The 17,366-nt window shown below is 45.3% G+C and carries 18 protein-coding genes and 1 pseudogene; 10 read left to right on the plus strand and 9 right to left on the minus strand.

Annotated elements, in window-relative coordinates:
• Nucleotides 1–10 precede the first annotated feature (10 nt).
• The 6 genes from FTU54_RS09755 (at nt 11) to FTU54_RS09780 (ending at nt 5,444) form a co-directional block, all read left to right on the plus strand.
• On the plus strand, nt 11–481 hold the full coding sequence (locus tag FTU54_RS09755; RefSeq protein ID WP_005181403.1) for a F0F1 ATP synthase subunit B: 471 nt from the start codon (nt 11–13) through the stop codon (nt 479–481).
• Between the two features lie 12 nt (nt 482–493).
• A complete protein-coding gene (locus FTU54_RS09760) occupies nt 494–1,030 on the plus strand; it encodes a F0F1 ATP synthase subunit delta (RefSeq protein ID WP_005181408.1) in 537 nt (178 codons plus the stop codon).
• A gap of 46 nt (nt 1,031–1,076) precedes the next feature.
• Nucleotides 1,077–2,621 carry a F0F1 ATP synthase subunit alpha gene (gene atpA, locus FTU54_RS09765; RefSeq protein WP_005181412.1) on the plus strand — a complete coding sequence of 515 codons (1,545 nt, stop codon included), beginning with the start codon at nt 1,077–1,079 and terminating at the stop codon, nt 2,619–2,621.
• A gap of 86 nt (nt 2,622–2,707) precedes the next feature.
• Complete coding sequence (atpG, locus tag FTU54_RS09770) at nt 2,708–3,577, plus strand: F0F1 ATP synthase subunit gamma (protein WP_005181426.1); 870 nt, start codon at nt 2,708–2,710, stop codon at nt 3,575–3,577.
• Between the two features lie 26 nt (nt 3,578–3,603).
• Nucleotides 3,604–4,998, plus strand: coding sequence for a F0F1 ATP synthase subunit beta (atpD, locus tag FTU54_RS09775; protein ID WP_104490036.1), 1,395 nt, complete (start codon nt 3,604–3,606; stop codon nt 4,996–4,998).
• A 26-nt stretch (nt 4,999–5,024) separates the two neighbouring features.
• Complete coding sequence (locus tag FTU54_RS09780) at nt 5,025–5,444, plus strand: F0F1 ATP synthase subunit epsilon (RefSeq protein WP_005181432.1); 420 nt, start codon at nt 5,025–5,027, stop codon at nt 5,442–5,444.
• A gap of 52 nt (nt 5,445–5,496) precedes the next feature.
• Here FTU54_RS09780 and FTU54_RS09785 read toward each other — a convergent pair whose 3' ends face one another.
• The 5 genes and pseudogenes from FTU54_RS09785 to FTU54_RS09800 form a co-directional block, all read right to left on the minus strand.
• Nucleotides 5,497–6,129 (minus strand): hypothetical protein, encoded by a 633-nt coding sequence (locus FTU54_RS09785; protein ID WP_177155235.1) that lies wholly within the window; start codon nt 6,127–6,129, stop codon nt 5,497–5,499.
• Nucleotides 6,130–6,146: 17 nt separating this feature from the next.
• Nucleotides 6,147–6,590, minus strand: a pseudogene (locus tag FTU54_RS15295) (ATP-binding protein).
• A 37-nt stretch (nt 6,591–6,627) separates the two neighbouring features.
• Entirely contained in the window at nt 6,628–7,626 is a 999-nt protein-coding gene (locus FTU54_RS09790) for a pirin family protein (RefSeq protein WP_180074685.1), read from the minus strand.
• Between the two features lie 120 nt (nt 7,627–7,746).
• The gene (locus tag FTU54_RS09795) at nt 7,747–8,355 is read right to left on the minus strand and encodes a hypothetical protein (protein WP_180074688.1); all 609 of its coding nucleotides are present in this window, start codon (nt 8,353–8,355) and stop codon (nt 7,747–7,749) included.
• A gap of 182 nt (nt 8,356–8,537) precedes the next feature.
• Entirely contained in the window at nt 8,538–9,080 is a 543-nt protein-coding gene (locus FTU54_RS09800; RefSeq protein WP_005181445.1) for a glutathione peroxidase, read from the minus strand.
• 328 nt (nt 9,081–9,408) lie between these two features.
• Between FTU54_RS09800 and FTU54_RS09805 the strand changes: the two genes are divergently transcribed.
• Entirely contained in the window at nt 9,409–10,320 is a 912-nt protein-coding gene (locus FTU54_RS09805; RefSeq protein ID WP_005181447.1) for a DMT family transporter, read from the plus strand.
• Between the two features lie 70 nt (nt 10,321–10,390).
• On the opposite strand, the gene FTU54_RS15300 is transcribed toward FTU54_RS09805, so the two are convergent.
• The 4 genes from FTU54_RS15300 to FTU54_RS09825 all read right to left on the minus strand — a co-directional run bounded on the left by FTU54_RS15300 (nt 10,391) and on the right by FTU54_RS09825 (nt 13,627).
• Nucleotides 10,391–10,543, minus strand: coding sequence for a hypothetical protein (locus FTU54_RS15300; RefSeq protein ID WP_228152267.1), 153 nt, complete (start codon nt 10,541–10,543; stop codon nt 10,391–10,393).
• Nucleotides 10,544–10,699: 156 nt separating this feature from the next.
• Complete coding sequence (locus FTU54_RS09815) at nt 10,700–11,266, minus strand: L-threonylcarbamoyladenylate synthase (protein WP_005181449.1); 567 nt, start codon at nt 11,264–11,266, stop codon at nt 10,700–10,702.
• A gap of 44 nt (nt 11,267–11,310) precedes the next feature.
• On the minus strand, nt 11,311–12,453 hold the full coding sequence (dprA, locus tag FTU54_RS09820) for a DNA-processing protein DprA (RefSeq protein ID WP_180074686.1): 1,143 nt from the start codon (nt 12,451–12,453) through the stop codon (nt 11,311–11,313).
• A gap of 16 nt (nt 12,454–12,469) precedes the next feature.
• Nucleotides 12,470–13,627 (minus strand): LysM peptidoglycan-binding domain-containing protein, encoded by a 1,158-nt coding sequence (locus FTU54_RS09825; RefSeq protein WP_016658990.1) that lies wholly within the window; start codon nt 13,625–13,627, stop codon nt 12,470–12,472.
• A gap of 119 nt (nt 13,628–13,746) precedes the next feature.
• Between FTU54_RS09825 and def the strand changes: the two genes are divergently transcribed.
• The 3 genes from def to FTU54_RS09840 all read left to right on the plus strand — a co-directional run bounded on the left by def (nt 13,747) and on the right by FTU54_RS09840 (nt 16,909).
• The gene (def, locus tag FTU54_RS09830; RefSeq protein ID WP_005181462.1) at nt 13,747–14,271 is read left to right on the plus strand and encodes a peptide deformylase; all 525 of its coding nucleotides are present in this window, start codon (nt 13,747–13,749) and stop codon (nt 14,269–14,271) included.
• 90 nt (nt 14,272–14,361) lie between these two features.
• A complete protein-coding gene (locus FTU54_RS09835) occupies nt 14,362–14,784 on the plus strand; it encodes a DUF2946 family protein (protein WP_016658991.1) in 423 nt (140 codons plus the stop codon).
• Nucleotides 14,785–14,857: 73 nt separating this feature from the next.
• Nucleotides 14,858–16,909 carry a TonB-dependent copper receptor gene (locus tag FTU54_RS09840; protein ID WP_180074687.1) on the plus strand — a complete coding sequence of 684 codons (2,052 nt, stop codon included), beginning with the start codon at nt 14,858–14,860 and terminating at the stop codon, nt 16,907–16,909.
• Nucleotides 16,910–17,366: the final 457 nt, after the last annotated feature.

Here is a 17,366-nt window from a genome sequence, read left to right on the forward strand (position 1 = left end):
AGGAATAGCAATGAATATCAACCTCACATTGATTGGCCAAGCGATTGCATTTGCGATTTTCGTCGCATTCTGCATGAAGTTTGTATGGCCACCACTAATCAATGCGATTAGTGAGCGTCAGCGTCGCATCGCTGATGGCTTAAATGCTGCTGAAAAAGCAAAAGCTGACCTTGCTGATGCGCAAGCACAAGTTAAGGCAGAGCTAGACGCAGCGAAAGCACAAGCGGCTCAATTGATCGAACAAGCGAACCGTCGTGCAGCACAATTGGTCGAAGAAGCGCGTACTCAAGCATCTGCTGAAGGTGAGCGTATCCGTCAACAGGCGAAAGAAGCTGTTGATACTGAAATCAATGCTGCTCGCGAAGAATTACGTCAACAAGTCGCTGCTTTGGCAGTTGCCGGTGCTGAGAAAATTCTTAGCCAGCAAGTTGACGCAGAAGCTCACAATGCCATGCTGAACCAGCTGGCTGCTAAACTTTAAGCGAGGCGAAATATGGCTGAACTCTTGACGTTGGCACGCCCATATGCGAAAGCAGCATATGCTTATGCCTCTGAGCAAAGTGCAACTGACAGTTGGTCACAAGCACTAGCATTGCTCAGTGCTGCGGTACAAGACGAAGCATTTTCAGCTTACTTAAATCGCCCTGAGCTTACTCCTGCAGAGCAGGTGAGTGTTTTTGCAAAAGTTTTAGGTGAAGACCAGACTGCAGCATTGTCAAACTTTTTGACTTTGCTTGCTGAAAATGATCGTTTGTCTTTAATGCCTGAAATTCAAGCAGAATATGAACAGCTCAAATCACAGAATAACAACAATGTGGACGTCGTAATTGAATCGGCTTTCCCATTGTCTGCTGACCAGGAACAAGTGTTGAAAGCAGCGCTGGAAAAGCGTTTCAACAGCACGGTTTCTATTGTAGTAGAAGTCAACCCGGCGTTAATCGCGGGTGTTGTTATTCGTGCAGGCGACCAAGTGATAGATGATTCTGCGCTTAACAAGCTTGAAAAAATGCGGACTCGTCTTCTTGCGTAATTGCATATAAGAAGACTGAACTTTAAAAAGATTGAGGTATAGCGCAATGCAACAACTGAATCCATCCGAGATCAGTGCGCTCATTAAACAGCGTATCGGCGATCTGGACACCAGCGCGACCGCTAAAAACGAAGGTACCATTGTTATGGTATCCGACGGTATTGTGCGCATTCACGGTCTTGCTGATGCAATGTACGGTGAAATGATCGAATTCGACGGCGGCTTATACGGTATGGCACTGAACCTAGAACAGGATTCAGTGGGCGTCGTTGTTTTAGGTAACTACTTAGGCCTTCAAGAAGGTCAAAAAGCTCGTTGTACAGGTCGTGTATTAGAAGTTCCGGTTGGTCCAGAACTTTTAGGCCGTGTCGTAGATGCTTTGGGTAACCCAATTGATGGTAAAGGCCCAATTGATGCGAAATTAACTGATGCTGTAGAAAAAGTAGCACCAGGCGTAATTTGGCGTCAATCAGTGGATCAACCTGTACAAACTGGTTATAAATCAGTAGATACAATGATCCCAGTTGGCCGTGGTCAGCGTGAGTTGATCATTGGTGACCGTCAGACTGGTAAAACAGCTATGGCGATCGATGCGATCATCGCTCAGAAAAACTCTGGCATTAAGTGTGTATACGTAGCAATTGGTCAAAAACAATCGACTATCGCGAACGTAGTACGCAAGCTGGAAGAAACTGGCGCTATGGCGTATACCACTGTTGTAGCAGCAGCTGCAGCTGATCCAGCAGCAATGCTGTATCTGGCGCCTTATGCTGGCTGTACAATGGGCGAATACTTCCGTGATCGTGGTGAAGACGCGTTAATTATTTATGATGATTTGTCTAAGCAAGCTGTTGCTTACCGTCAAATTTCATTGCTTCTTCGTCGTCCACCAGGTCGTGAAGCTTACCCAGGTGACGTATTCTATCTACATTCTCGTCTACTTGAACGTGCTTCTCGCGTATCTGCTGACTATGTTGAGAAATTCACTAACGGTGAAGTTAAAGGCCAAACTGGTTCATTAACTGCATTGCCGATTATTGAAACTCAAGCAGGTGACGTATCTGCATTCGTACCGACTAACGTAATTTCGATTACTGATGGTCAGATCTTCCTTGAAACATCATTATTCAACGCGGGTATTCGTCCTGCGGTGAACGCCGGTATTTCTGTATCGCGTGTTGGTGGTTCGGCTCAAACGAAGATCATCAAAAAATTGTCTGGTGGTATCCGTACCGCTTTGGCGCAATACCGTGAATTGGCAGCGTTTGCTCAGTTCGCTTCTGACCTTGACGAAGCAACTCGTAAGCAACTTGAACATGGTCAACGCGTAACTGAGTTAATGAAGCAGAAACAATATGCGCCTTACTCAATTGCTGACCAGGCTGTTTCAGTTTATGCATCTAACGAAGGCTACATGGCTGACGTTGAAGTGAAGAAAATCGTAGACTTTGATGCTGCGTTAATTTCTTACTTCCGTTCAGAGCACGCTGCGTTAATGCAACAAATCGATGAAACTGGTGATTACAACAAAGACATCGAAGCTGCAATCAAAGCAGGTATTGAAAGCTTTAAAGCGACTCAAACTTACTAATTTAGCACTTTGCTAATTAGTGTTGGTTTGGTTCACGGATCAACCTTCGAGGGCTCGAAAGGGCCTTCGAATACTAGGTTAAGCGTATGGCAAACTTAAAAGAAATTCGCGCCAAAGTAGCTAGCATCAAGAGCACGCAGAAGATTACTCGAGCGATGCAAATGGTAGCTGCTTCTAAGATGCGTCGTGCGCAAGAGCGCATGGCTCAAGGCCGTCCGTATGCCGAAAATATGCACCGTGTAATTGCTCATTTGGTACAAGCGAATCCTGAATATAAACACCGTTATATGGTTGAGCGTCCTGTGAAGCGCGTTGGCTATATCATTGTGTCTTCAGATCGTGGTTTGGCAGGCGGTTTGAACATTAACCTGTTCAAAAAAGTGGTCAAACACGTACAACAGCAACAAGAGCAGTCAATTGAAGTTCAATTTGCTTTAATTGGTCAAAAAGCGGTTTCGTTTTTTAAAAACTACGGCGGTAAAGTACTAGGTGCAACTACAAACGTAGGTGATACACCAAGTCTTGAACAGTTATCTGGTTCTGTACAGGTGATGTTAGACGCTTATGATAAAGGCGAGTTAGATCGTATTTATCTGGTGTCCAACGGCTTTGTCAATGCCATGACTCAAAATCAAAAAATCGAACAACTTGTTCCTTTAGCAGCTGCTGAAGAAGACAAGACCCTGAACCGTCAATATGGTTGGGACTATATCTATGAACCAGAAGCAGAAGAACTGCTGAATGGTTTATTGGTTCGTTATATTGAGTCTGTGGTGTATCAAGGTGTAATTGAAAACATCGCTTGTGAGCAATCTGCACGTATGGTCGCAATGAAAGCTGCGACGGATAACGCAGGTGAGCTTATCAAGAACCTACAACTTATTTATAACAAGCTGCGTCAAGCCGCGATTACTCAGGAAATTTCTGAGATCGTTGGTGGTGCCGCTGCCGTTTAACATTATTTTGAATTGAGGAGACAGCAATGAGTAGCGGTCGTATCATTCAGATCATCGGCGCGGTTATCGACGTCGAGTTTGAACGCAACAGCGTTCCTAAGATCTATGACGCTCTTCACGTTGATGGCACTGAAACTACTTTAGAAGTTCAGCAACAACTTGGTGACGGCGTTGTACGTACAATTGCGATGGGATCTACTGAAGGTCTTAAACGTGGTTTGAACGTAACTAACACTAACGCGCCGATCTCTGTACCAGTAGGTACAGCGACACTTGGTCGTATCATGGACGTTCTTGGTCGCCCTATCGACGAAGCTGGTCCAGTTGCAACTGAAGAGCGTTTACCAATTCACCGTCAAGCGCCTTCTTATGCAGAACAAGCGGCTTCTACTGACCTTCTAGAAACTGGTATTAAAGTCATTGACTTACTTTGCCCGTTCGCGAAAGGTGGTAAAGTTGGTCTGTTCGGTGGTGCCGGTGTTGGTAAAACTGTAAACATGATGGAGTTGATCAACAACATCGCTAAAGCGCACTCAGGTTTATCTGTATTCGCTGGTGTTGGTGAGCGTACTCGTGAAGGTAACGACTTCTATCACGAGATGAAAGACTCTAACGTTCTAGACAAAGTAGCAATGGTCTACGGTCAGATGAACGAGCCACCTGGTAACCGTTTACGCGTAGCGTTGACTGGTCTGACTATGGCTGAGTACTTCCGTGATCAAAAAGACGAAAACGGTAAAGGCCGTGACGTATTATTGTTCGTTGACAACATCTACCGTTATACACTAGCAGGTACTGAAGTATCAGCACTTCTAGGCCGTATGCCATCTGCAGTAGGTTATCAGCCTACACTTGCAGAAGAGATGGGTGTTCTTCAAGAACGTATTACATCAACTAAGTCTGGTTCGATTACGTCTATCCAAGCGGTATACGTACCTGCCGATGACTTAACAGATCCATCGCCTGCTACAACGTTCGCTCACTTGGACGCAACTGTTGTATTGAGCCGTGACATCGCTTCTCAAGGTATTTACCCTGCGATCGATCCACTTGACTCAACTTCACGTCAGTTAGATCCACTGGTAGTTGGTACTGAGCATTACGAAATTGCTCGTTCAGTTCAAAACGTTCTTCAACGTTATAAAGAACTGAAAGACATTATCGCAATTCTTGGTATGGACGAATTGTCAGAAGAAGACAAACTTACTGTATACCGTGCACGTAAGATCCAACGTTTCTTCTCTCAACCGTTCCACGTAGCTGAAGTATTTACTGGCGCGCCTGGTAAACTTGTACCGCTTAAAGAAACGATTCGTGGCTTTAAAGGTCTTCTAGCTGGTGAATACGATCACATCCCAGAACAAGCGTTCTATATGGTTGGTGGTATTGACGAAGTGATTGCTAAAGCCGAGAAACTTTAATTAGCTACCTAATTTAGGAGGTTCTCATGGCGACTATGCAATGTGACGTTGTAAGTGTTCAGGAGTCTTTGTACTCTGGCACTGTAACTATGCTAATTGCAAAAGGTGCTGGCGGTGAGTTGGGTATTATGCCTGGCCACGCTCCGCTGGTAACTTTGCTCCAACCTGGCGCGATCCGCGTTATTTTGGAAAATGGTACAGAAGAATTAATCTATGTATCTGGTGGTGTTCTAGAAGTTCAACCGCACGTTGTTACGGTTCTTGCAGATACTGCAGTCCGTGCAGAAAACTTGGATGAAGCGGCAATTATTGAAGCGCGTAAACACGCTGAACAATTGCTGGCGAATCAAAAGAGCGATTTGGACGCTGCTGCTGCTTTGGCTGCTTTGGCAGAAACTGCTGCACAGTTGGAAACGATCCGCAAAATCAAAAACCGCGCAATGTAATTGCTGGTTTAAGATTGAAAAAACCACCCGAAAGGGTGGTTTTTTTATGGGTTTAATTTTTTCTATATTTGTTTTGGTAAATATTTTCGTAGAAGAAAACTAGGTCTTTTGATCTTCCATAGTGATTACCTGATCCATAAGTCGCAACTACATATAAAAAACCAAATCTTTCTAGTTCAGATAATGAAAAATTACATTCTTCATTTTTAAGGTGATAATTTTTATTGGTCTTATTTTTTTCAGACAATGTGTAAGCTTTATCTAACCCTTCTAATAAAAAAGATGTTAATTGAGGGATAATATGGGCATACCTTAAAAAATTCTCACGATTTATTTCTTTGACATCATATAGAAGAGCTAAGCGAGCAAGCATCTTAGATTGATGGACTAAATATGTTTTATCCAAAGCATTAAGTAACTCACAGCCAATTTCTAAATTGTTTTGATCTTTAAATATTTTTAATAAACTTCCTGGTTCTAGGTTTTCACCTTCCTTTATAAACTCCAAGATATTCTTTAATTTTTGCTTCTCGTTATAACTTCTAAAAAGTCGGTAAATCGCAATGCCTGATGAAGCTAAAGGGAATGCTTTGAGAATTTCTTGAAAAATAGTATCAGTTGTTTCTAGAACTGTATTATCAAAATAATTTTCCGTTGTCTCAGCTAAAGTTGATATTTTATTCATGTAATTATTCCTTATTATTAATCTTGATAAATAGAAAACTCACCATTCCCCACAATCTTTACCCTAAACATCTCATCAAAACCTTCATCTAATCTCGGAACTTCAAGTTTTTATAAGTCGCAAGTACACCTACTTTCGGAATATTGGCGTTGCCAACACAGTAACTATTTCGCTCAAAGGTACTCTTTAAATCCGTTTCAAAATAATAAGCAATCACTTCAAATCCTGCATCGATCGCTCTTTGAATATAGAGCGCGGTCTGCTTTGATCTGGTTAGTGTTATCAATCACCATTTTGATTTTAGAGGCAAGTCCCCCTTCAAAAATAATATTTTCACGATGTCGTGTTTTTAGCATATCCAAATTAATTCGCAAATGACTATGCGCCAAATTCAGCAAATAAAAACTCGACTTTCCAGACGCTTGAACATTAGAAAATAAAATTAATTTGCATAAAAACAGCCTGAAACATGCCAAGCTGTTCTCATAAAAATAGAATTTAGAGCTGTTCAGGATATTCCTTATGCTCACCACCCTGATAAGTCGCAAAACGCGGCTGTTTACGTTCAAACACCGGTGCTGGACTCGGCCATGGCCATTCACCGAAATGGGTGTCGCGGTAACGTTTAAAGGCAGCGTTCAGTTCATCTTCACTATTTAGTACAAAAGGCCCGCGCATGGCTACCGGTGCACCAATTGGTTCACCTTCAAGCCATAGAATCCGGGATTCGAGTAGTCCACCTTTTAAATGAATCTCGGCATCCGATTTCAATTCGGCCAAATGTTTCACGTCCATCTGCTGACCTTCAATATCTAAACTCTTACCCTGATAGAAATAACAGAAGCGGGTTGAGCTGGCGCTGGTGGCTGGAATGGTCACTTCAGCTTCGGGCGCTAAGGTAATCAGGTAAATATTCACCTTGTTTTCAGCCGGCGCTGCCCATGAATGAGGTGGGCGTGGCAGGGCATCGGTTTCTTTAAACTGGCCGGAAATTACCCGGATATCAGCTTTCCGGCCTGCCGCATTGGCTTCAATTACATGCGGAATCTGCTCGCGCCATAACATTTTATAATCAGCCGGCTGTTGCTTCTGCTCAGGCGATGAATTAAACCAGATCTGGAACAGTTCCATTGGGTTGGCTTGGTCTTCATGCACGAGTGGAAACATCTCGCAGTGTTCGACGCCATTGCCGGTGGTCAGCCATTGCACATCTCCAGCGGCATAGCGACCGGCATTGCCGAGTGAATCAAAATGATCGACCACACCTTGTTCCACTAAGGTAATGGTTTCAAAACCGGTATGTGGGTGCTCAGGGAAACCGGGCACCACATTGCCATAATACATATTGTATTCTTTATTTTGTGGTGGCGTTTGCGGACCCAGTTGGGCATTGCCAGCCGGAAAATGATCCAGATGATGGGCACAGAAGATAAATGGATCTTTCAGATCTAAACGGAATGTCACCGGTACAACAGAATAAATCAGTGGATGCTGCATGGCAGACCTCTTATTTTTAAATGAACTCATTATTTTTTTTAAATTTTAACCATCAGAATCAGACCAGAAACTGTCTGAATCAGACAAGCTCACCACCCAGATGGGCAGTGAGCCTGAAAATCAGGATTCAGTTGCTGCCTGATTTTCAGTGTCAGTGTTTGCGCTTTCAGTATTTTCAGCATTCTCTGACTGTAACAGGATGCTGGCCAGTTTCACCATTTCAGACTGTACCGTGCCCATCTGCTGCTGAATTTTGGCAAAATCCACTTTGCTGAGATCAATCTGGCCATTTAAAAACGGCGAAGCCAGAACCTGTTCATTGGCTTGCAGAATGTTCTGGCGAATATTGTCAATTTCCTGACTTTTTAAATTCAAACTGTTTAAGGCGCTATTAAAGCCTTGTAACTGCTGTTGCAATTTGCTGGCTGCAGTTTGTAGCTGTTGATGATCCTGACTGTTGACGGCCTGTTGTAGCTCGGTCTGGGTCTGGCATAACTGCTCGACATACTCACCGGCTTTCAGCTGCATATCAGCCACATCGCGCACAATATAAAACATATTGCCACTTTTTAAATCGGCTTGTGGCGCTGGGCTTTGCTGCTGGGAGGTGATTTCGGTATCCGGATCGGCTTCCGAAACCGGAGCGCTGGGCTGGTCACAGCCGACCAGCAGTAGACCTGAGCTCAACAGACCCAAGGGCAGGAGAAAATGGGAAAAGGCGCGTTTCATGGCAAGATCAATCACAATTTTTTATCTTGCAGTTTAATATAGGGGCTTTAATTAAATAAAAAACAGATTGTTGCAAAGCAATAACAATTTTCCAGGACAAGCAGGCGGTGTGATGAGCGTGGCTTATGGATGTCTAGATCTATAAAAAAGAGGGCCGCAACCCTCTCTGTTACTGCAAACAATTAACGCGCCAGTTCGGCATTAATTGCGTCTACAATACGTGGGTCATCGGCCTGAATGTCTGGGGCAAAACGTGCCACCACTTCGCCTTCTTTATTGATCAGGAATTTCTCGAAGTTCCACAGCACTTCAGGTGGTTCATTTGGGGTCAGACCATAATCCACCAGATCTTTCCACCACGGGCCTTCACCGATTCGCTCAGGAATGGCTTGAGTCAGGCGGGCATATAGCGGATGTTTATCTTCACCCACTACCGAAATTTTGGCAAATAACGGGAAATCTACCTGATAATTCAGCGAACAGAACTGCTGGATTTCTTCATTGCTGCCGGGTTCCTGCGCCAGAAAGTCATTGGCCGGGAAGCCCAGAATTTCCAGACCTTGTTCTTTTTTCTGCTGATAAAGCTTTTGCAGACCTTCATATTGCGGCGTCAGACCGCATTTAGAAGCCACGTTTACAATCAGCAGCACCTTGCCTTGATACTGGTTCAGTGTGGTTTCTTCACCCTGAATGGTCACGACCGGAATGTCATATACAGATGCCATGTGTTTATCCTAAAGTGATTTATTGTCGTTCTCTGTTGTAACGGGCTTTGCCCAATCCCGCAAGACCTATTGCTGCGGCTTTTGGCAGATTTTTGTATAGCGCTGTGTCAATGCGGCATATTTTAAGCAGGTGCGGAATCCCAGCAAAGTGGAGTGATGGAGCAATTTGAACGCAGCACAAGATTTCACCATCGCGAACTGCCCCAAAGCAGTTAAATTGGACTAGAATGAGGACACAAGGAAAGTTTAAAAATAAAGTGAAAAGGCATTCATTCAGCGCAGGAAGCAGCGTCTGCTTCAGGCCGATCGACTCAACAAGGAACAGAATATGACACAGCAAGAAAAAATGCTGTCTTGGGCCATTCTTTTACCGGTCAGCGCGGTACTGATCTGGTCACTGAATATTGTCGTGACCCGCTATGTGACCGACTTTATCTCGCCGGTGAGCATCAGTTTTTATCGCTGGTTTTTTGCCTTTCTGATTCTGACCCCGTTTATTTTGCCGCGGGTGATCCGTGAACGCGCCCTGATTGTACCGCATCTGAAACAGCTGGCAGTGCTGAGTGCCTTTGGACTGGTGCTGTATCAGGGACTGGCCTATACCGCTGCGCATTACACCACCGCCACCAATATGGGCATTATTAATGCCTTTATTCCGATTTTTACCATTTTTGTGTCGATGCTGATTCTGCGCGATATTCCGAATCGCTACGCCATTATTGGCAGCCTGTTGTCCTTTGCCGGGCTAATCTATGTGATGGGGCAGGGCAATCCTTGGGGCTTGCTGCATGCCGGTGGTCAGTGGGGCGATCTGCTGATGATTATTGCCGTGTTTTTCTATGCCTTTTACGGGGTTTTTCTGAAAAAATGGCAGCTGCAGATTCCGTTAATGCTGAGCCTGTATGTGCAGATTCTGTTTGCACTGCTGTATCACCTGCCGTTTGTGGCCTGGTTGGGTCTTGATGCTATCAATATGGCCAATGCCGGCAGCGTGATCTACGCCAGTATTTTTCCTTCATTAATTGCCCCTTTGGTGTGGATGATGGCGATTCAGCGTCTGGGACCGAACCGCACCAGTATCTTTATGAACCTGATGCCGGTGTTTACCGCTTTAATTGCCTTTGTCTGGTTAAAAGAGGCCTGGACCATTTATCACAGTATTGGTGGGGCGATTATTCTGTTCGGAATTGTGCTGGCCCAGAAAAAAACTGTGGCGCCAGTGCTGCTGAAAGCTAAATAATTGCCTAAAAAACGAACAAACAAACTTAATTTTTTGCTTGAATGATCTCGTGAATAAAGGCAAATAGACTTTAGTCGAGGAGAGTAGCTTTTAGCTTCTTTAAAAAGCACTTTAAAAAGAGCAAGATAATTTGAACTTTTTCAAATAATGGTTGATTAATCATAGGTTTAAGCTGCTTTTTAAGAGCTAAAATATATTTGTTTTTTTTAAACTGTTCACCCATAATACGCTCCATCGCAGATCAGCGACTGTTGCTGATTTGCCCAGAGATTTCGATACCCTCTGGATGTGATTGATACACATCCTTTTTTATGCTCAACCATCCCTATATGGTTGAGCTTTTTTTTGCCTGAAATTTCTTTCATTTCTGGCCCGATCTTCAGTCACGAATCACGGCACCGGTTTCAGCATCCAGAATACGGCTAGGTAACTGGCTGAGTCCCAAATCGCCATTTAAATAATTCAGCTGATTGCCAAAATACTGGCTGGCCTCTTGCAGGGAGCGCGCCGGTTCCTGTCCGGCCGGATTGGCACTGGTCGATACAATAAAGCCGCTAAAGGCATGACATAGCGCGACACAGAGCGGATGCGTGGTTACACGTACCGCGACTTTAGGATGCTGGCCTTTAATCCAGCTGGGAATATGCTCACCTGCCGGCAACAACCAGGTGGTAGCACGCTCTGCGGGTGGATTGAGCCAGGAGTCGATCACCTGTTGACGCTGTGGTTCGGCCAGGTTGTGCAGCAAATGTTCTACCTGGGAAATATGACCTGCCAATAAAATCACGCCTTTTTCAATCGGACGCTGTTTCAGTTGCAGAATCTGCATAAAAGCATCTTGGTTATACGGGTCACAGCCGAGACCCCAAACTGCCTCTGTAGGATAGGCCAGCACCTGTCCTTGCTGTAGACAAGTGGCTGCTTCGGCAACAGAGGTTGTAATCATGTGGTACACCTTTCGAGGTTATGCGGGGTGTACTATTGTGAACCTTATTGCGATGGACGACAACGCAGATATAGCCCCGATTGCTGCATTGCCATCCCGAGCAGCTCCAGTTCCATTAACTGAGCGGTTAAATGGGCGGTTTCCTGTTGCAGTTCGCTGGCCAGCTGGTCCATGTTTTTACCAACCCAGTCCAGCTGGCTGTATAGGGCCAGCAGATGTTCGGGCAAGGTCGAGTGGGTAGCTGTAGATGCTGTACCGGATGAGGTCGCCTGCTGTTGACTCAGCCATTGGGTTGGCAAGGCCAGATCTTCAATGACCTGTTCCGGATGATCAACCAGAATCGCACCTTCCCGAATCAGTTGATGGCAGCCCTGATGAAATTCACTGTAAATATGTCCCGGAATGGCAAACACAGTTTTACCTTGCTCGGCCGCCAGTTTGGCGGTAATCAGCGAGCCACTGTCCAGTGTGGCTTCGGCCACAATCACTCCCAGGCTAAGTCCGCTGACAATGCGGTTGCGCCGTGGAAAATGCTGCTGTAGCGGTTTAGTCTGTGGCAGGAACTCACTGATAATGGTGCCATGCTGTTGCAGAATCTGGTCACGCAGACCCTGATGTGTGGTTGGGTAGGTTAAGTCCAGACCAGTACCCATCACGGCAATGGTACGTTGATGTTTTAGGCCGCCCTGATGGGCTGCTTCATCAATGCCTTGCGCCAGGCCACTGTTAATAAAAAAGCCTTTTTCACTTAAATAATAGGCAAAGTCATAAGCCACCTGCCGGCCATGCGGACTGGCTTTGCGACTGCCGACAATTGCCACTTGTGGCTGAAGTAAAGGTTGCGCCTGTCCCTGACCAAATAAAATCGGTGGCTTATCGGCATAGGGCAGCAGTTGGGTGGGGTAACCGACATCTTCGGGAATAAGAATAAAATCGGTATGTTGCTGGATGCGCTGCAGCAAGTGCTGGAAGTCGGCTTGTGCCTGTGCTTGATGAAAATCCCGTGCGCGTTGCAGATGGTTCTGATGCAGTCCCAGTTCTGCCCAGCGCTGCAGGTTGCCGGCTTCGGTGGCCGCAGCCGCCGAACCGAAGTGCCGGATTAATTTATAAAAGCTGGGGAGTGAATGCTGAACCAGATACCACAGGCGAATCGTTGCGAGATGACCGGGTGATATCGTATTCAGCATGGCTCATCCCTCAGTCTTAATCTTCCATAATCGGTGGCTGAATACCGGCCCCGACTTTAATTGGTAGTTCGCTGTCCAGAATATAGGCATAGCTGAGCTGGTCAAAGGTTTTAAAGACCATGGCATAGCCAATACGCTCGCCTGGCAGCTGCACCCGTTCACGGGTTTTCGGATCGGTGACCACTTCGCCTTTTTGAGTTACAGCAAATACATGACCGGATTGCACGCCGTGCGCCTGACCACGGTCAATGGTGACCACACTGTGTTTAGCTGCGGTACCAATTGAACCCATCACGCGTACCACCTGGCCATCTGCTGCAATGTGTTCGGCATTGGTCGGGTAGAATAGGGTTGGTAACATCGGGTCATATTCTGGCAGCACACGATCGCCACGACGCACTTCGGCATTGTAGGTATCGGTCAGTTCCAGGGTGGTAATATCATTTTCACCGCGTACTGCAATACCGGATGCAACCTGAGTCAGCTCCAGACCGGCATTGTATTTTTTACCGTTGGCATCGGTGAAGATATACGGTTCGCCTTCACGATACACAGCATAACGCTGGCCAACTTGCAGACCCTGACCGCGGGCATAGACATTCTGGCCTTTGGCCGCCAGGACACGCTGATCCGCCGTGCCTAAAATATAAGGCGTCTGTTGCAAAGATTCAGGGGCAATAATGCTGGTACGTTCAAGCCAGTGCTGGATGTACTCCAGTGGAATCACCGGAATGGTATTGTTGAGTGACTCGACCCGGATTTGCGGCTGCAGGCTGGTGGTGTTACCGGTATAACGACGGATAATACCTTCACAGCCATCACCTTCATCTTTACCAATGATCGGGCGGCCATCATAGGTACACATCAGCAGGCGATCTCCCGGGAAAATCCAGTGCGGATTTTTCACGTGCTTGTTGCTGGCCCAGATTTCACGCCAGCGCAGCGGGTTTTGCAGAAACTTCTTGGAAATATCCCACAGCGTATCACCTTTTTTCACCACATACACATTAGGTGCATTGGCCTGTAAGGTCGGTGGGTTGATATTGCGTGCCGGTGCGGCCTGTACAGTACTGACTGCGCCCACCCCAAAACTGAAACAGACAGCAAGTGCCAGCGCCTGCTGTTTTAACCCCAAGGCACGAAAAGAAGATGTGCCCTTCAAAACCTTTTTCATTATCATAATTCCTAAAATTATGTATGTAGTTGCGTTATAATAACGATCTTACATACATTTTTTCGATGAAGCATTCCTTCATTCGGTTATTTGACCAATGGCAAAGCTGAGGACGTAATATGGCCTTATTACCTATTTTAAGTTTCCCCGATCCCCGTCTTCGTACCATTGCACAACCCGTCGAAGAAGTTACTGATGAAATTCGTCAGCTCGCCGCAGATATGTTTGAAACCATGTATGAAGCGCCCGGCATCGGGCTGGCTGCAACGCAGGTTGACCGTCATATTCAGCTGATTGTTATGGATCTGTCTGAAAACAAAGACCAACCGATGGTATTCATTAACCCCAAAATTACCCCATTGACTGAAGAAACCCAGCCTTATGAAGAAGGCTGCTTGTCAGTGCCTCAAATATACGACAAAGTTGAGCGTCCGTCACGTGTAAAAATTGAGGCAATTAACCTTGAAGGTCAAGCATTTGAGTTAGAAGCGGACGGACTTCTCGCTGTCTGTATCCAACATGAAATGGATCACTTAAATGGTAAGCTTTTTGTCGATTATCTGTCGCCATTAAAGCGCCAGCGTGCCCGTGAAAAAGTCGAAAAAGTGGTGCGTCAGCGTCAGAAAGTGGCGGTTAAACGCTAAACAGCCCTGCGACCAAAAGATCAGGACAAAACAGCCCAATTTCGATTGGGCTTTGTTATACTTGGGCCAGTCAAAAGCAGGAATATATGTTTGTTGATTCGTAGTGGTTTACTGCTCTCACTGATGGCAGTATTTTTACAGATTGCTGTTTTTTTACAGCCTTTGCTGCCGAAAGCCTATCAGGTGGCACCGGTCTGTGAAACCATTACGCGTGCGCTTTTATTGCCGGTTGATCATTCAGCGCATGGACATGCCCATTCCGAACATCTGTACAGTCAGCATCAACCAGTCATTTCAGATGACGGGCATAATCATCATGATGCCAATCATCAATGCCAGTACTGTACCGTGTACGGCAATCTCGTTTTACCGCCAGAACTCAGTGTGAAAGAAGTGCTTGATCGTATTCAAGTGCGTTTTATCGCTTTTGAAAAAGCTTTCCAGCATGTCTGGTTTGCACTGCAACGACTATTTCTTATTCCTCAGGGTAGGGCACCGCCACTGTTTGCATAAAACCGCGTTTGTTTTGCTTGGGTCTTGAATGACTTAAGCCGTGTTTTATATGTATTCCAGTGAGAAATGAAAAATGGCTCAGCCAAAATTCTTTTTACAGCCTCTTGTGGCTGCGATTTGTGTTGTTTGTTATTCACCAGTTGTGTTTGCAGAAACCCCAACACCCGTCCAAAGTCTGGCACCTATTGTGATGACTGCGCATCAGGGCAATGATGCCAACGGCCTGATTGTCCGTGCCGATCCGAAACAGCCAATTCAACCGATTCCAGCCACCGATGGCGCAGATTATCTGCAAAGTATTGTCGGTTTTAGCGCGGTCAACAGTGGCGCCGGCACCAATGGCGATGTAACTTTCCGGGGCATGTTTGGTTCGCGGATTAAAATTCTGACCGATGGCACAGAAAACCTGGGTGCCTGTCCGAGTCGTATGGATTCACCGACCTCCTATATTTCACCAGAAAGTTATGACCAGATTTCGGTAATTAAAGGCCCACAAACCGTGCAATATGCCAATACCGGTTCAGCTGCCACGGTGATTTTTGAGCGCCGTCCGGAACAGTTTGATGAAGATCAGCACTATCGTGGTCAACTGAGTGTGCTGGCCGGTTCATTTGGCCGTCTGGACCATAATATTGAGGTTGCAGCAGGCGACGAGCAGAAATATATTCGCCTAAATAGCAACCGTTCGGTATCGAATAGCTATCAGGATGGTGAGGGCAATACCGTGCCATCGGACTGGGAACGTTGGAATGCTGATGTAGCACTGGGCTGGACCCCGGATGCAGATACCTGGGTCGAACTGACTGGGGGGAAAGCCGATGGTGAAGCGGTGTATGCTGGCCGGATGATGGATGGTTCTAAATTTGCCCGTGAAAGTCTGGGTTTACGTGTTGAAAAACAGAACGTCACTGATGTGATCAAGAAAATTGAAGCGCAGGTTAACTACAACTTTAATGATCATGTGATGGATAACTATAGTTTGCGTCAAGTCGGCATGGCTGAGCATCATATGACCCACGAAATGGTTGAGGCTAAATCTGCCATGAATGTGACGCGCCGTACCTTGAATGCCCGAATGGCCGTCATTCATGAATGGGACAAGTTGCAGTTTATTACCGGTGTGGATAGTCAGAATAATAAACATGGCAAAGGGATGTATTCTGCAACCATGCCAAGAATGAACTCACCTGTTACAACAGATATGGAGTTTCAATCTATTGGTGGTTTTGGTGAGTTGGGTTATCAGCTGAGTGAGCAGAATCGTTTGGTGGGCGGTGTTCGTGTCGATCAGGTTGAAGTAGATGCGGTACAAACCGCACAGCAACGTCAGGAAACCTTACCGAGTGCTTTTATTCGTTTGGAAAACCAGCATCCTCATCATGATGCTAAAACCTATATTGGTTTAGGTTATGTAGAACGTATGCCGGATTACTGGGAATTATTTAGAACTGATTTGAATGGTGTCGAAGGTTCGACATTTAAGTATTTGGAGCCAGAAAAAACGTTACAGTTAGATATTGGCTATCAGCATGAGCATGGTGCCTTTAGTTCATGGGCATCAGCATATGCAGGTTTGATTAATGATTTTATTCTGATGACCTATGATCCAACTGAACAAGTTCCAATGATGAAGAATGCAGCAGACTCACGTAATGTTGATGCCACCATTGCTGGAGCTGAGGTGGGGATAGGGTATCAGTTTACTGATGCTATTCAAGCAGATGTCAGCGCAATGTATGCCTGGGGTGAAAACACCACTGACAATACGCCGTTGCCACAGATTGCACCGCTTGAAGGTCGTGTAAACTTACGTTATATCCAGGATCGTTATACCTTGGGGGCCTATTGGCGAATCGTGGATGGTCAAAACCGGATTAGCCAGAATCAGGGCAATATCGTAGGTTATGATCTAAAAGAAAGTGCAGGTTTCAGCACTTTGTCCTTAAACGGCACGTACCATCTTTCCGATGGGGTTGATCTTTCTGTGGGAATCGACAACGTTCTAGATAAGACCTATACCGAGCATTTAAATAAGATGGGGGCGGCCGGTACAGGTCTGCCAATTACCCAGCAGTTCAACAACAGTGGCCGTAATTATTGGGCACGAATGAGCTTTAAATTCTAATTAGCTCGAAATGCAGACAAAAAGCAGGGCGAAAGTCCTGCTTTTTATTTTTAAAATTTTATAAAATTTATTTATTTCAATAGCTTAATATAAATTGATATTTCCAAATAAAATAACGAATATTTTTCTTAAAATATTTTTTATAAATAAAACAATTATTTATAAATTTTTTGGATTATAAAATAAACACACGTTTCAGAAGTTTTAAAAAAGGTATTGCAACCCCTCTGAAATCCTGTAGAATGCACATCCATCGGCGGTGATGTTGATAAAAACTTGTTGATAAACAAGGATTTAGCTAAAATGGTTGAGTTCTGGTTTAGGTGATAGGTTTAGAAATAAAATCAACATTGCATGTTGACTTTCTAAAAATAGAGAGTAATATAGCCGACCTAGCTTGATGCTGACGAAGCATCGAGAAGATCATTAAGAGATTATGAAGAACAACTTGTGTGGA

Origin of the sequence: Acinetobacter sp. YH12116, assembly GCF_013418895.1 — a bacterium.
GTDB classification, from domain to species: domain Bacteria; phylum Pseudomonadota; class Gammaproteobacteria; order Pseudomonadales; family Moraxellaceae; genus Acinetobacter; species Acinetobacter indicus.

Bases quoted from the DNA above. Each gene is read 5' to 3' on its own strand.
- atpG (WP_005181426.1), top strand. From the start codon at position 2,708: ATGGCAAACTTAAAAGAAATTCGCGCCAAAGTAGCTAGCATCAAGAGC.
- FTU54_RS09785 (WP_177155235.1), bottom strand. From the start codon at position 6,129: ATGAATAAAATATCAACTTTAGCTGAGACAACGGAAAATTATTTTGAT.
- FTU54_RS09795 (WP_180074688.1), bottom strand. From the start codon at position 8,355: ATGAAACGCGCCTTTTCCCATTTTCTCCTGCCCTTGGGTCTGTTGAGC.
- FTU54_RS09780 (WP_005181432.1), top strand. From the start codon at position 5,025: ATGGCGACTATGCAATGTGACGTTGTAAGTGTTCAGGAGTCTTTGTAC.
- def (WP_005181462.1), top strand. From the start codon at position 13,747: ATGGCCTTATTACCTATTTTAAGTTTCCCCGATCCCCGTCTTCGTACC.
- FTU54_RS09805 (WP_005181447.1), top strand. From the start codon at position 9,409: ATGACACAGCAAGAAAAAATGCTGTCTTGGGCCATTCTTTTACCGGTC.
- FTU54_RS09790 (WP_180074685.1), bottom strand. From the start codon at position 7,626: ATGCAGCATCCACTGATTTATTCTGTTGTACCGGTGACATTCCGTTTA.
- FTU54_RS09840 (WP_180074687.1), top strand. From the start codon at position 14,858: ATGGCTCAGCCAAAATTCTTTTTACAGCCTCTTGTGGCTGCGATTTGT.
- atpA (WP_005181412.1), top strand. From the start codon at position 1,077: ATGCAACAACTGAATCCATCCGAGATCAGTGCGCTCATTAAACAGCGT.
- atpD (WP_104490036.1), top strand. From the start codon at position 3,604: ATGAGTAGCGGTCGTATCATTCAGATCATCGGCGCGGTTATCGACGTC.
- FTU54_RS09755 (WP_005181403.1), top strand. From the start codon at position 11: ATGAATATCAACCTCACATTGATTGGCCAAGCGATTGCATTTGCGATT.
- FTU54_RS15300 (WP_228152267.1), bottom strand. From the start codon at position 10,543: ATGGGTGAACAGTTTAAAAAAAACAAATATATTTTAGCTCTTAAAAAG.
- dprA (WP_180074686.1), bottom strand. From the start codon at position 12,453: ATGCTGAATACGATATCACCCGGTCATCTCGCAACGATTCGCCTGTGG.
- FTU54_RS09800 (WP_005181445.1), bottom strand. From the start codon at position 9,080: ATGGCATCTGTATATGACATTCCGGTCGTGACCATTCAGGGTGAAGAA.
- FTU54_RS09825 (WP_016658990.1), bottom strand. From the start codon at position 13,627: ATGAAAAAGGTTTTGAAGGGCACATCTTCTTTTCGTGCCTTGGGGTTA.
- FTU54_RS09760 (WP_005181408.1), top strand. From the start codon at position 494: ATGGCTGAACTCTTGACGTTGGCACGCCCATATGCGAAAGCAGCATAT.
- FTU54_RS09815 (WP_005181449.1), bottom strand. From the start codon at position 11,266: ATGATTACAACCTCTGTTGCCGAAGCAGCCACTTGTCTACAGCAAGGA.